Annotated in this window: 15 protein-coding genes; 9 read left to right on the top strand and 6 right to left on the bottom strand. The window is 74.1% G+C overall.

The window, feature by feature from the left end:
* Positions 1-8 precede the first annotated feature (8 nt).
* The 3 genes from ACN267_RS20760 (at position 9) to ACN267_RS20750 (ending at position 2,003) form a co-directional block, all read left to right on the top strand.
* Positions 9-605 carry a DNA-3-methyladenine glycosylase I gene (locus ACN267_RS20760; RefSeq protein WP_421489395.1) on the top strand — a complete coding sequence of 199 codons (597 nt, stop codon included), beginning with the start codon at positions 9-11 and terminating at the stop codon, positions 603-605.
* On the top strand, positions 602-1,186 hold the full coding sequence (locus tag ACN267_RS20755; RefSeq protein ID WP_421489394.1) for a hypothetical protein: 585 nt from the start codon (positions 602-604) through the stop codon (positions 1,184-1,186). Before ACN267_RS20760 ends, ACN267_RS20755 begins: the two co-directional genes overlap by 4 nt.
* A 64-nt stretch (positions 1,187-1,250) precedes the next feature.
* Positions 1,251-2,003: an SDR family NAD(P)-dependent oxidoreductase gene (locus tag ACN267_RS20750; RefSeq protein WP_204961900.1), complete on the top strand. Its 753-nt coding sequence runs from the start codon at positions 1,251-1,253 to the stop codon at positions 2,001-2,003.
* A 35-nt stretch (positions 2,004-2,038) separates the two neighbouring features.
* Here ACN267_RS20750 and ACN267_RS20745 read toward each other — a convergent pair whose 3' ends face one another.
* A complete protein-coding gene (locus ACN267_RS20745; RefSeq protein ID WP_421489393.1) occupies positions 2,039-2,830 on the bottom strand; it encodes an enoyl-CoA hydratase/isomerase family protein in 792 nt (263 codons plus the stop codon).
* A gap of 4 nt (positions 2,831-2,834) precedes the next feature.
* Complete coding sequence (locus ACN267_RS20740; protein ID WP_204961903.1) at positions 2,835-3,653, bottom strand: PaaX family transcriptional regulator C-terminal domain-containing protein; 819 nt, start codon at positions 3,651-3,653, stop codon at positions 2,835-2,837.
* 191 nt (positions 3,654-3,844) lie between these two features.
* On the opposite strand from ACN267_RS20740, the gene ACN267_RS20735 reads away from it, so the two are divergent.
* Together ACN267_RS20735 and ACN267_RS20730 are read left to right on the top strand one after the other, a co-directional pair.
* Entirely contained in the window at positions 3,845-4,012 is a 168-nt protein-coding gene (locus ACN267_RS20735) for a DUF3117 domain-containing protein (RefSeq protein ID WP_007455245.1), read from the top strand.
* Between the two features lie 143 nt (positions 4,013-4,155).
* Positions 4,156-5,625 carry a leucyl aminopeptidase family protein gene (locus ACN267_RS20730; protein ID WP_281900730.1) on the top strand — a complete coding sequence of 490 codons (1,470 nt, stop codon included), beginning with the start codon at positions 4,156-4,158 and terminating at the stop codon, positions 5,623-5,625.
* Positions 5,626-5,703: 78 nt separating this feature from the next.
* On the opposite strand, the gene ACN267_RS20725 is transcribed toward ACN267_RS20730, so the two are convergent.
* Positions 5,704-6,312: an O-methyltransferase gene (locus ACN267_RS20725; RefSeq protein ID WP_239486455.1), complete on the bottom strand. Its 609-nt coding sequence runs from the start codon at positions 6,310-6,312 to the stop codon at positions 5,704-5,706.
* Between the two features lie 279 nt (positions 6,313-6,591).
* Here ACN267_RS20725 and ACN267_RS20720 point away from each other — a divergent pair, with 279 nt between their 5' ends.
* Positions 6,592-7,941 carry a S1C family serine protease gene (locus ACN267_RS20720; RefSeq protein WP_204961952.1) on the top strand — a complete coding sequence of 450 codons (1,350 nt, stop codon included), beginning with the start codon at positions 6,592-6,594 and terminating at the stop codon, positions 7,939-7,941.
* Between the two features lie 73 nt (positions 7,942-8,014).
* Complete coding sequence (locus tag ACN267_RS20715; protein WP_421489392.1) at positions 8,015-8,443, top strand: preprotein translocase subunit TatB; 429 nt, start codon at positions 8,015-8,017, stop codon at positions 8,441-8,443.
* A 23-nt stretch (positions 8,444-8,466) separates the two neighbouring features.
* Here ACN267_RS20715 and ACN267_RS20710 read toward each other — a convergent pair whose 3' ends face one another.
* The 3 genes from ACN267_RS20710 to ACN267_RS20700 form a co-directional block, all read right to left on the bottom strand.
* A complete protein-coding gene (locus ACN267_RS20710; RefSeq protein WP_204961906.1) occupies positions 8,467-9,612 on the bottom strand; it encodes a P-loop NTPase in 1,146 nt (381 codons plus the stop codon).
* Between the two features lie 134 nt (positions 9,613-9,746).
* A complete protein-coding gene (locus ACN267_RS20705) occupies positions 9,747-10,373 on the bottom strand; it encodes a DUF1003 domain-containing protein (RefSeq protein ID WP_204961907.1) in 627 nt (208 codons plus the stop codon).
* Positions 10,366-11,673, bottom strand: coding sequence for a magnesium transporter MgtE N-terminal domain-containing protein (locus tag ACN267_RS20700; protein ID WP_204961908.1), 1,308 nt, complete (start codon positions 11,671-11,673; stop codon positions 10,366-10,368). Before ACN267_RS20700 ends, ACN267_RS20705 begins: the two co-directional genes overlap by 8 nt.
* Before the next feature lie 33 nt (positions 11,674-11,706).
* Between ACN267_RS20700 and ACN267_RS20695 the strand changes: the two genes are divergently transcribed.
* Both ACN267_RS20695 and ACN267_RS20690 read left to right on the top strand, forming a co-directional pair.
* Positions 11,707-12,576 (top strand): PhzF family phenazine biosynthesis protein, encoded by an 870-nt coding sequence (locus ACN267_RS20695; protein ID WP_421489391.1) that lies wholly within the window; start codon positions 11,707-11,709, stop codon positions 12,574-12,576.
* Positions 12,577-12,627: 51 nt separating this feature from the next.
* Positions 12,628-13,161 (top strand): hypothetical protein, encoded by a 534-nt coding sequence (locus ACN267_RS20690; protein WP_239486468.1) that lies wholly within the window; start codon positions 12,628-12,630, stop codon positions 13,159-13,161.
* The last annotated feature ends 78 nt before the right edge of the window (positions 13,162-13,239 follow it).

The raw sequence follows: 13,239 nt of genomic DNA, 5'->3' as shown, positions 1-13,239 counted from the left end.
TGTGACGGGTGACTGACCTGGTGACCGGCCCCGACGGCCTGCCCCGCTGCGCCTGGGGGGCGAGCACCCCGGACTACGCGATCTACCACGACACCGAGTGGGGCTGCCCGCTGCGCGGCGACGACGCCCTTTTTGAACGGCTCACCCTGGAGGCGTTCCAGTCCGGGCTGTCCTGGCTGACCATCCTGCGCAAACGCCAGGCGTTCCGGCTCGCCTTCGCCGACTTCCGGATCGAGCGGGTCGCCGCCTTCGGCGACGCGGACGTGACCCGGCTGCTCGCCGACGCGGGCATCGTCCGCAACCGCGCCAAGATCGAGGCGGCGATCGCCAACGCCCGCGCCGCGCTGACGCTGCCCGACGGGCTCTCCGCGCTGCTCTGGTCGTATGCGCCACCGCCCCGGCCGGCCCGGCCCGGGTCGTTCGCCGAGGTGCCGGCGTCGACCCCGGAGTCCGTCGCGCTGGCCAAGGCACTCAAGAAGCAGGGCTTCCGCTTCGTCGGCCCCACCACGGCGTACGCGCTGATGCAGGCCACCGGCATGGTCGACGACCATCTCGCGGGCTGCCACGCCGGCACCGCCGTGGCCCGTGATCAGATGGGGTCATGACCGTGACCGATCACCGCAGCACCGGCCCGACCGACGTCGACGGCGGGCCGGACGGCGACGCCTGGGCGGTGCTGCTCCCGGCCGGGCGGCACGACGCCGAACGCCTCGTCCACCACGACACCCTGGAGCTGGCCGTCCCGGCCGGTGGGCCCGCCCCGCGTCCCGGTGACCCGGTGGCGGTGCTGGCCGACGGGCCGCCCCGGCTGGTGGCGCTGGGCCGGGTGGCCCGCCACGACGGGCGGGCGCTGCTGGTGACCTACACCCGGCGGTCGTTCGACGCGCCGGTGCCGGCCGGGCAGGTGTCCGTCGCCGGCCCGGTCACCGCGCTCGACCCGGGCACCTACCGCGACCTGGTCGACCGGCTCGGCCCGCCGCCGTCGCGCCGGACCTGGCTGGTCAGCCTCGACCTGCCGATCGAGGCCGAGTCGCGGGCCGAGGCGGTCCGGCTCTTCTGGTCGTACGTGCAGGAGCTGGGCCCGGCCGAGCTGCCCGCGTTCGTCTCGCCCAGCGGCGACGAGCTGGCCATGCAGGCGTTCGTGCTGGGCGTCGAGGCCAACCAGGACCCGGAGGAGGACGACTAGCCGCCCACCCACCGGGTATGGCGCACCGGTGCCGACGCCCGGTCGGCCGGTCGAGGGAGGGCCGATGCGGTTCCAGGACAAGGTCGCATTCGTCACCGGTGGTGCCTCCGGGCTCGGCGAGGCCACCGCCCGGCGGTTCGCCGCCGAGGGTGCCCGGGTGGTGGTCGCCGACATCAACACCGAGGGTGCCGAACGGCTCGCCGCCGACCTGCCCGACGCCCTCGCGGTCACCGTCGACACCGGTGACGCCGACGCGGTGGAGCAGGGCATCGCCGAAGCGGTGCGGCGCTACGGCCGGATCGACCTGATCTTCAACAACGCCGGTATCGACGGCCGGCAGCAGCCCCTGCACGAGATGGACGTCGAGAACTGGCAGAAGGTCCGCCGGATCAACGGCGACGGGGTCTTCCACGTGCTCAAGTACGGCATCGAGGCGATGCTGCGCGGCGGTGGCGGCGCGATCGTCAACACCTCGTCCACCACCGGCCTGGCGGCACAGGAGAACATCTCCCCGTACACCTTCACCAAGGCCGGCATCGTCGGGCTGACCCGGTCGGCGGCGGTGGAGTACGCGGCCCGCGACATCCGGGTCAACGCGGTCGCCCCCACGGTGGTGATGACCCCGCTGGTGCAGCACTTCATCGACAGCGCGCCGGACCCGGCGGAGATGCGGGCCCGGATGGAGTCGTTCAACCCGAAACCCGGCATCCCCAGCCCGGACGACGTGGCCGGCGTGGTGCTGTTCCTCTGCTCCGACGACGCGGCCTGGATCACCGGCCACACGGTGCCCATCGACGGCGGGTACGTGGCGCGCTGACGGCCGGCATGTCGTCGCGCGCCCGGCCGGCCGGCTCAGTTGCCCTGGAAGACCGGCTTCTGCTTGTTGACGAAGGCGAGGGTGGCGGCCCGGTGATCGGCGGTGCCCCCGCAGATCGACTGGGCCTGCGCCTCGGCGGCGAGGGCGTCGGCGAGGGTGCCCGCGTCGGCGATGGAGAGCTGCCGCTTGATCGCCCCGTACGCGACGGTCGGGCCGGCGGCGAGCCGGGCGGCCAGCTCGTGCGCTGTCGGCAGCACCTGCTCGTCGTCGTCGACCAGCCGGGTGAGCAGGCCCAGTCGGGACGCCTCGGCGGCGTCCACCGGCTCGGCGAGCATCAGCAGCTCGACGGCCTTGGCGTGGCCGACCAGCCGGGGCAGCGTCCAGGACGCCCCGGTGTCGGCGGCGAGACCCACCCCGGCGAACGCCATCAGGAACTTCGTCTTCGGCCCGCCGATGCGGAAGTCGGCCAGGAACGCCAGCGAGGCGCCCGCCCCGGCGGCCATGCCCCGGACGGCGGCGACCACCGGCTTGGGCAGGTTGGCCAGCCGGGCGGCGATCGGGTTGTAGTGCGCCCGGACGGTGTCCAGCGGGTCCCGGCCCGGCGACTCCAGGATCTGCACGTGCTCGCGCAGGTCCTGGCCGGCGCTGAACGAGCCACCCGATCCGGCCAGCACCACCGCCCGGCAGGACCGGTCGGTCTCCAACGCGGCCAGCGCGTCCCGCAGCGCCTCCTTGAGCGCCACGTCGAGCGCGTTCATCGCGGTGGGGCGGTTCATGGTCAGGGTGACCACGCCATCGGTGCGGTCGACGAGCAGCGGCTCGGTCACGTCTCTAACGGCCCTTCTGTCGGGGGACCCGGTTGCCGGCGTCGAGGCACTGCTCGACGTACCGGTCGGCGGCCGGCCGGAGCCGGGCGGCGTGCCGGTCGAAGAAGCTGGCGGCGGCGGTGCCGGGCCAGCGTTCGGGAAGCAGTGCCGGAGGGAGTTGAGGGTCCTGGAACAGGAAGGTACGCCACGCGTGCACCAGCCGGAACCGGGCCGCGTACGCCTCCTCGTCACCACTGCGTACGGTCACCCCGGCGAGCTGGGCGCGTTGCTCGGCGACGAACCGCTCGTAGGCGTGCCCGATCTCGCCGAGGTCCCAGGCGCGGCGGACCACGCCCATCGCGCCGGGGGTGCCGGCGGCGTGCGCGGCGGTGAACCGCTCGTAGCGCACCCCGGCCTCCTCCAGCAGCAGGTCGACGTCGTCGCTGGCCCGGGTGGCCACCCAGGTGTGCTCGTCGAGGGTGCCGTAGCCGAGGAAGCTGAGGTTGGCGGCGAGCCGCTGCCGGTCCCGCCGGGCGGTCGGGGTGGACAGGACGAGCAGGTCGAAACGCCCGTCCCAGGTGATCCGGCCGGTGCGGTAGATCCGGGCGGCGGCCTCGTCGAGCCGACGGACCGCCTTCGGTGTGATCGAATACCCGGGACCGGAGGCGAGCCGCAGCGGCTCCAGCCAGCCCTGGCGCACCATCCGGGAGACGGCGGTCCGGACGGCCGGCGGGGCGACGCCGAGCGGGGCCAGCAACTTCACCAGGGCGGCGACCGGTGCGCGCCCACCCCGCGTGCGGAGATGGTCGCCGTACAGGTCGAAGAGTGCCGACCGTGCCTGCATGACCGCACATTGTGACAGGCCTTCTCAAGATAAGCTAGATGCTGTTACATCAATGCTGCTCCGGTTTGGGTCCGGCGGTGTTCATCAGGGAAAATCGTGGTCGACGCCCCCGTGCACCTTGCGGGTGGTCGATACGAAGTGGCTGTGGGGCAGTACACCGACCCTGATGTATAGGTCTGAGGGGAGACAACATGGCGGCGATGAAGCCGCGGACGGGCGACGGTCCGCTGGAAGTCACCAAGGAGGGTCGGGGCATCGTCATGCGGGTCCCGCTGGAGGGCGGTGGCCGGCTCGTCGTCGAGATGACTCCCGACGAGGCCAACGCGCTCGGTGACGCGCTGAAGGCGGCTGCCGGCTGATCGGCCGACACTCCGCGCGGTGCCGCGCGGAAGGTCCCTGGTCCCTGAGTCACCGGCACCGCCGGTGACTCAGGGACTTCGTCTGTCCCCAGCGGGTCGTCGAGGTCCCGCACCGCCAACTTCTTCCGGAGGTACGGTCCAGCGTGCTCGCCATCAGTCTCGCCGCCGCCCCCGACGGGTCGGACGTCCTCGTCCTGCCCGTCCGCGCCGCCACCGACCCGGACGACGCCGCACCGGCGCTGGTCGCCACCGCGCCGCCGCCCACCGACGAGGTGCGGGCACAGGCGCGGGCGCTGCTGCCGGTCGCCCGGCTGACCGGGCGGGCGGGCGAGACGCTGACCCACCTCCGCCCCGGCGGTTCCCCGGCCCGGCTGCTGCTGCTCGGCGTGGGCGACGGCGGGGAACGGGCCTGGCGGACGGCCGGGGCCGCGCTGGCCCGTGCCGCCGTAGCTGAGACACATGTCACGTTGGCGGTGCCGGTCGACGCGTCCGCCGAGGTCGTCCGGGCTGTCGTCGAGGGGCTGCTGCTCGCCTCGTACCGGTTCCGGCTGACCGAGGCGGGGACGACGCCCGCGCTGGCCGGGGTGACCCTGCTGACCGCCACTCCTGACGCGTACACCGGGGCCGTCGAGACGGCCCGGACGACCGCCGCGATGACCCGCCTCGCCCGGGACCTGACCAACACCCCCTCGGCGGTGAAGACCCCGCAGTGGTTCGCCGCCCAGGTGGCCGAAGCCGCCGCCGACCAACCCGACCTGCACCTGCGGGTACGCGGGCCGCAGGAGCTGGCGGACGAGGGCTTCGGGGGCATCCTCGCCGTCGGCGCCGGCTCGGCCAGCGGCCCCCGCCTGGTCGAGCTGGACTGGCGGCCCGCCGACGCCCGGCAGCACGTCGTCCTGGTCGGCAAGGGGATCACCTTCGACACCGGCGGCATCTCGATCAAGCCGGTGCCGGCGATGAAGCTGATGCGCAAGGACATGGCAGGCGCGGCGGCGGTGGTCGCGGCCACCCTGGGCGCTGCGGCGCTGCGGCTGCCCGTCCGGGTCACCGCGCTGACCCCGCTGGCCGAGAACATGGTCAGCGGGTCGGCGTTCCGTCCCGGCGACATCATCCGGCACTACGACGGGACGACCAGCGAGACCACCAACTCCGACGCCGAGGGGCGGCTGGTGCTCGCCGACGCGCTCGGCTACGCGGCCCGGGAACTCCGCCCCGACCTGCTGATCGACCTGGCCACCCTGACCGGTGCGAACGCGGTGGCGCTGGGCAAGCGGACCGGCGCACTGTACAGCGACAACGACGAGCTGGCCGCCGCCGTGCTGGCCGCCGTGGCCGACGCGGGCGAGGCGGCCTGGCGGATGCCGCTGCCCGCCGACTACCTCGAACACCTCGGCAGCGACCTGGCCGACCGGCACAGCTCCCCGGACCGGGGGGCCGGTTCGGTGATGGCCGCGCTCTACCTGCGCGAGTTCACCGGGGAGTTACGGGACCGCTGGCTGCACATCGACATGTCCGCGCCGTCCTGGGCCGACGGCGACGACGCGGAGCTGACCCGGGGCGCGACCGGCTGGGGCGTGCGGGGCCTGCTGCGCTGGTTGGCGACGCTGGACTGAGCCGTCGCCGGGCCGGGTGCCCGCGCCCCGCGTCCCGGCCCCGGTCGGCACCCGGCCGTGGTCAGTGTCCGGCCGTGGTCAGCACTTGACTGCGGCCAGCAGGCCGTGGCCGACCGGGAGCAGGGCTGGGATCCACTGCTCGGCCTCCCGGATCGCCTTGACCGTCTCCCGCATGGTCACCGTCTCGGCGTCCCGGGCGGCCGGGTCACCGATCCGGCCACCGGCGAAACCGCCGTTGAGGGCGAGCACCCCGCCGGGGCGCAGCAGCCGCAGGGCGGCGTCGACGTACGCGGCCGAGCCGGTCGACTCACCGTCGACGAAGATCAGGTCGTACGCGCCGTCGGCGAGCCGGGGCAGCACGTCCAGCGCCCGGCCGGTGATGATCCGGGTACGGCCGGACGGGAAACCCGCCTCGACGAAGATCCGCCTGGCGATCCGCTGGTGCTCGACCTCGACGTCGATGGTGGTGAGCACCCCGTCGGCGCGCATCCCGCGCAACAGCCACACCCCGCTGACCCCGGTGCCGGTGCCGATCTCCACCACCGCGCGGGCGTTACCGGCGGCGGCGAGCAGGCGCAGCGCCGCCCCGGCCCCGGGGGTGACCGCGTCGAGGCCGACCTCCCGGGCGAGGCTCCGGGCGGTGGCCAGCACGATGTCCTCTCCGACGTACGACTCGGCGAACTGCAACGACTGCGCCGTCGGGCTGCCGGAACTGGCGACCGTGGCGATGGGACACCTCCGGGCGGTGGTGCGGGGAGCGGGTGGGCGCTATGAGCCTAGAGGCGAGGCTCCTTCGGCGCAGCCGCGAGTCCACCCGTGCCGGTCCGGGCGGCGCGGCGGCGGGTACGGCACCGGTCCGGGCGGACAAGAGCTGACTCCGTCCGGCGCATCCGTGCAATCCTGGACGGGGTGCCCCCTGCGCCGTGACCGCCACCCCCGGTCGTGGCCCGGGGCACCGGGGGACGACTGGGAGGCACCGACGTGACCGACGGCTGGGACTGGCGAGCGCCCGGCGGGACTCCGGGTTCGGCGGGGCCGCCGCCCGGTCCGCCGCAGACGGCCCCGACGACGCCGTACGGCGGGTCGGCTGCACCGTACGGCGGGTCGACGTCGCCCTGGTGGTCCGACGCGCTCGCCGACCCCTGGCGGGACCCGTACGCCCCGGCGGCGGTCGTGCTGCCCGGCGCACCGGCCACCGGTGCCGCGCCGGAGCCGGTCACCGACCCGGACGCGCCCGGCCGGCCACGGCTGCGCCAACTGCTGCTCGTCCCGCTGATCGTGGCGTTGCTCGCCGGCACCCTGGGTGGCGCCCTCGGCTACGCCTTCGCGGTGCGCGGTGGTGTCGGCGGCGGGGTCACCCTGGGGGCCGGCCCGGCCGAGGGTCCCGCGCTGGCCCAGCGTCGCCCGGACTCGCTGGCCGGGGTCGCCGGCCGGGTCCTGCCCAGCGTGGTGACGATCCGGGTGGCCGGCCCGGTCGGCACCAGCGAGGGGTCCGGGTTCATCGTCAGCACCGACGGCTACGTCGTCACCAACGACCACGTGGTCGCCGACGGCACCGGCCGGGCGTCGGTGACCTTCAACGACGGCAGCAGCTCCCCGGCGACGGTGGTCGGCCAGGATCCGGAGTCGGACATCGCGGTGATCAAGGTGAACCGTACGGGGCTGCGGCCGATCGAGTTCGGTGACTCCGACGCGCTCGCGGTGGGGGACCCGGTGCTGGCCATCGGTTCGCCGCTGTCCCTGGCGAACACGGTCACCGCCGGCATCATCAGCGCGCTGGACCGCACCATGCAGGCGGGGGAGCCGGGCGGGCCGGTCCGCTACTACGCGGCGATCCAGACCGACGCGGCGGTCAACCACGGCAACTCCGGTGGCCCGCTCGTCGACTCCGCCGGCCGGGTGATCGGGGTGAACTCGACGATCAAGTCGCTGGTGGCGGAGGGGCAGGAGGCGGGGAACATCGGGCTCGCCTTCGCCATCCCGATCAACCAGGCGAAGCGGATCACCCAGGACATCATCGGCACGGGCAAGGCCCGGCGTACCGTGATCGGGGCCCAGGTCGCCGGGACCGGGACGGCCACCCGGGCCGGCGTCGGGGTCCGCCTGGCGGCCGTGGAACCGGCCGGTCCGGCGGCCGGGGCGGGGCTGAAGACCGGCGACGTCGTGCTCAGGCTCAACGGTCGGCCGATCAACGATCCGACCGATCTGATCGCCCTGGTCCGCAAGTTCGCCCCCGGGTCGGTGGTGACGGTGGAGTACCGGCGCGGGTCGACCCGGCAGAACGCCTCGGTGACGCTCGCCGCGGACGCCAAGTGAGGTCCCTTCACCCCCTCCCGGACCGGGGCCTGACGTGCGTAGGCTTGGGTCGACGTGACGAGGAGGCCCTGCGGTGCTCGACAACCTGAACTGGTGGGAGATCGGCGTCCTGCTGCTCCTGGCACTGCTGATCTTCGGTGACCGGCTGCCCAACGTCATCAGCGACGGTCTGCGGATGGTGCGCAACCTGCGCACGATGGCCCGCAACGCGACCGGCGACCTGAGTCGTGAGCTGGGCACCGACATCCAGCTGGAGGACCTCCACCCGAAGGCGTTCATCCGCAAGCACCTGCTCAGCGAGGAGGACGAGCAGGCGATCCGCAAGCCCCTCCAGGGTGTCTACGACGACCTGCGGGCGGACGTCACCGGGGTGCACGAGGAACTCAAGGGCGTCGCCGACCGGATCGACCCGAGGGCCGCCGCCCGTAAGAGCACCGCGACGAGCACCGCCGCTCCTACGCCCGCGCCGGCCCCCCGCCCCAGCTACGACGACGCCACCTGAGCGGCGGCCCGCCCGGGACGCGGTCAGCGCCCGGCGGGCTTGAGACCCAGCGACTTGCCGAGCAGCGACTCGCGGCGTACCGCCAGCCGGTCGGCCACCTGGTGCAGCGCCTTCGCGGCGGGCGCGTCCGGCGCGGCCAGCACGATCGGGGTGCCGGCGTCGCCGCCCTCACGGACCCGGCTGTCCATCGGGATCTGGCCCAGCAACGGCACCTGCGCGCCGATCGTCCGGGTCAGCGACTCGGCCACGGCCGCGCCGCCACCTGACCCGAAGACCTCCATCCGGGTCCCGTCCGGCAGCTCCAGCCAGGACATGTTCTCGATGACGCCGACGATCCGCTGGTGGGTCTGCAACGAGATCGCGCCGGCCCGCTCGGCGACCTCGGCCGCCGCGGCCTGCGGGGTGGTCACCACCAGGATCTCGGCGTTGGGCAGCAGTTGGGCGACCGAGATGGCGATGTCGCCGGTGCCCGGTGGCAGGTCGAGCAGCAGGACGTCCAGCTCACCCCAGTAGACGTCGCCGAGGAACTGCTGCAACGCCCGGTGCAGCATCGGGCCGCGCCACACCACCGCCGAGTTGCCCGGGGTGAACATGCCGATCGAGATGACCTTCACGCCGTTCGCCTGCGGCGGCATGATCATGTCTTCCACCCGGGTGGGCTTGCCGTCCGCGCCGAGCATCCGGGGCACCGAGTGGCCGTAGATGTCGGCGTCGACCACACCGACGGACAGGCCCCGGGCGGCCAGCGCGGCGGCCAGGTTGACCGTGACGCTGGACTTGCCGACGCCGCCCTTGCCGCTGGCCACCGCGTAGACCCGGGTACGGGAGCCGGGCTGGGCGAACGGGATCACCGCCTCGTCGGTGGCACCGCCGCGCAGCTTGCCCTGCAACTCCTGCCGTTGCTCCGGGCTCATCACCCCGAAGTCGATCTCCACACCGCTCACCCCGGGCACCGCGCCGACGGCGGCGGTGATGTCCCCGCGCAGCTTGTCCTTCAGCGGACAGCCGGCCACGGTGAGCAGCAGCCCGACCCGGACCACGCCGTCCTCGCCGATCTCGGCGGAGCGGACCATGCCGAGGTCGGTGATGGGCCGACGGATCTCCGGGTCGTTGACGGTGGCCAGCGCGGCCTGGATCGCGTCGGAGATGGTGCTGACGGGAGCTGACATGCGGGCAATGCTACGTCGGCGGCGCGGGGCGTCCGACAACAGCGGGGCCGGGTGTGAGCGAATCGATCGGCCGGCCGGGGTCAGCCCGCCCTCCCGGACAAAGCTGGACGATCAGGTACGAGATCCCGGCCCGCTCAGCTCTCCGGGCGGAGACCGTCGCGGGCGTAGTCGCCGTCGAGATCGTCGCGCGGCTCGTCGAGCGGCGGCTCACCCCCGCCGGAGCGGCCCTCACCGCGCCCCACCGGCCGTTCCGGCTGCCGCAACTCCCGCTTCTGCCGCCGCTGCGCCGCCGCGTCCAGTTCCTCGGCCAGCCGGGCCAGCTCCGAGCGGAGGAAGTCCCGGGTCGCCACCTCACCCAGGGCGATCCGTAGCGCGGCCACCTCCCGGGCCAGGTACTCGGTATCCGCCTTCTGCATGGTCGCCCGGCGACGGTCCTCCTCCAGCGCCACCCGGTCCCGGTCGGTCTGCCGGTTCTGCGCGAGCAGGATCAGCGGGGCCGCGTACGACGCCTGCAACGACAGCACCAGGGTCAGGAACGTGAACGTGTACGGGTCGAAGCGCAGGTCGGCCGGGGCCAGGGTGTTCCAACCGAACCACAGCGCGATCACCACCGTCATGTAGACGATGAAGTTCGCCGTGCCCATGCCCCGGGCGATCCCCTCCGACCAGCGGCCGAACGCCTCCGGGTCGAACCGGGGCAGCTTGACGCCCCGGGGCTCGCGCGGCTGGTCCAGCCGCTCGGTCCGCCGCTGGTCAGCCATCGGTGCCACCGCCTACCGGTGTCGTGGGCGGCTCCGGGGCATCGTCCGCGCCCGGGGTGGACACCGCGTCGCGGTCCCGCCAGTCCCGGGGCAGCGAGTGGTCCAGCACGTCGTCGACGGTGACCGCGCCGACCAGCCGGTTGTTCCGGTCGACCACCGGCATCGCGACCAGGTCGTAGGTGGCCATCCGACGGGTTATCTCCGGCAGCGGGGTGGTCGGGCGCAGCGGGTCGATGTCGTTTATCACCACCCCGCCGAGCAGGTCGGCCGGGGGCTCGCGCAGCAGCCGCTGGAAGTGCACGATGCCCAGGTAGCGGCCGGTCGGGGTGGTCATCGGGGCGCGGGTCACGAAGACCTGCGCGGCGATCGCCGGGGAGAGTTGCTCCTCCCTGATCCGGGCCAGCGCCTCGGCGACCGTGGCGTCCGGCGGCAGAATCACCGGCTCGGAGGTCATCACGCTGCCGGCCGTCCCGGAGGTGTATTTCAGCAGTTGGCGGACCGGGTCGGCCTCGTCCGGCTCCATCAGGTCCAGCAGCACGTCCTGCTCCGGCGGGGGCAGCTCGTTGAGCAGGTCGGCGGCGTCGTCCGGGTCCATCTCCTCCAGCACGTCGGCGGCCCGTTCCCGGTCCAGCGCGGCGAGGATCTCCACCTGGTCGCGTTCGGGCAGCTCGCTGAGCACGTCGGCGAGGCGTTCGTCGTCGAGGGCCGCCGCGACCTCGTTGCGCCGGGCGTCGGGCAGGTCCTGGAGCGCGTTGGCCAGGTCGGCGGGGCGCATGTCCTCCAGCACGGCCAGCAGGTTGGCGGTGCCCCGGTTGTCGGCGATGCCGCTCAGCCCGCGTACCCGGTCCCAGTCCACCTGGTGCAGGTGGCCACGGCGGGTCAACCGGCTGGTCTGCTCGCGGACGGCGACCCGGGACAACGACCACTCGCCGCCCCGGCTGCACTCCATCGCCACGTCCACCACCGCGCCGGGCTGGCCGCCCGGGTCGAGCTGCACCCGCCGGTCCAGCAACTCCTGCAGGACGAGCAGCTCGTTGGGGCGTTTGGAGAAGCGGCGCAGGTTGAGGGTGCCGCTGCCGAGGACGACCGCGTCGGGGTCGATGGAGGTGATCCGGTTGATGGACAGGAAGATCCGGCGGCGCATCGGCATCTCGGCCACCAGACCCACCACCTCGGGTGGACGCTGGGTCGGCCGGATCCGGGCGACGGCGTCGCGGACCCGCCCCACCTGGTCGCCGTTCGGGTCGAAGACGGCGACTCCGGCGAGTCGAGCGATGTAGACCCGGTTCGGCGTGCTCACGGCCACCAGCCTAAGCGCCTAGTGTTTACCACCATGTCGACCCTGGCCTACGAGATCGTGGACGTCTTCACCGACCGCCCGTTCGCCGGCAACCCCCTGGCCGTGGTGTTCGGCGCCGAAGCGCTGGCCACCGAGCAGATGCAGGTGCTGGCGGTGGAGTTCAACCTCTCGGAGACGGTGTTCGTGCTGCCGCCGACCCAGGTGGGCGCCACCTACCGGGCCCGGATCTTCACCCCGACCGGGGAACTGCCCTTCGCCGGTCACCCCAGCGTCGGCGCGGCGGTCGCCGCCAGCCGTCGTGGCCTGTTCCCCGCCGGACCGGTCAGCCAGGAGTGTCACGCCGGGGTGCTGCCGGTCGAGGTGACCGCGACCGGTGCCACGCTGACCGGCGGCACCCCCACCCTCGGGCCGGAACTCGACCCGGAACCGCTGCTGGAGATGGCCGGGCTCGCCGCCGCCGACCACGCCGGCCCGGCCCCCCGGGTGGCCGGCTGTGGGCTGGAGTTCCCCTACCTGCCGGTGCACCCCGACGCGGTGGCCCGCGCCCGGGTCAACCTGGCGGCGGCCGAGCGGTACGGGGTGGAGCACGTCAGCGTCTTCTCCTGGGACGCCGACACGCGCACCGCCCACGCCCGGGTCTTCGTGCCGGGGCTCGGCGTGTCCGAGGACCCGGCCACCGGTTCGGCCGCCCTGGGGCTGGGGGTGTGGCTGGTCGCCAGCGGTCTGCTCCCCGGCACCGGCCGCAGCGGGTACGCCGTCCGGCAGGGCGCGGAGATCGGCCGCCCGTCGGCCCTGGACTGCACGGTGACCGCCGAGGACGCGACGGCGGTCGGCGCGACGGTGACCGGCCAGGTGATGCCGGTCGCCCGGGGCGAGATCCTGGTGCCGCCCTTCGTCGGGTGACCGGGCACCGTCGGGGCCGGTGACGGCGCTCGGGTGCCGGACGGGTGGAAGCTGCGAGAGGATGCGGGTGTGACGGACGAGGTGGACGCCTCCCGGTCGACGCCACTGGTCGACGAGGCGGTCAAGAAGGCGGCGGTGGCCTGGGTGGGGGTCGGTGACGGGCCGGCGGTCGCGCTGTGGTGCGTACCCCTGGAGGGGTCGTTGTTCGTGGTCAGCGGGCCGGGGGAGCAGACCGCGCCGGGGCTGGCCGACGCCGCCACGGCCCGGGTGACCCTGCGCGGCGACCACGGCGGGCGCATCGTGACCTGGCCGGCGCGGGTGATCCGGCTGGCCCCGGGCAGCCCGGAGTGGGAGACCTCCGCGCCGCTGGTCGCGGCGAAGCGGCTCAACGCCTCCGGTCCGACCGCCGACCTGGTGGCCCGCTGGGCGGCCGACGGTTGCGCGCTGACCCGGCTCGTCCCGGACGGCACGCCGGACGCCGGGGACGCCCTGCCGGACACCTCGCTGGCCGCCGAGCCCCGGGGCGCGGCGGTGGTCCGGGCCACCCGCAAACCGTTCCGCCTGCACCGGGTTCGCCGCCGCTGACCCACCGGCCGTCGCCGCCGGGCACCGCTGACCAGCGCTCCGGGGCACCGCCCGGCAGGGTCGACCCGCCGCCCGGCG

It is taken from the genome of Micromonospora sp. WMMD734 (genome assembly GCF_049178975.1).
GTDB classification, from domain to species: domain Bacteria; phylum Actinomycetota; class Actinomycetes; order Mycobacteriales; family Micromonosporaceae; genus Micromonospora; species Micromonospora wenchangensis.
This window is presented reverse-complemented; position numbering and strand designations above follow the sequence as displayed.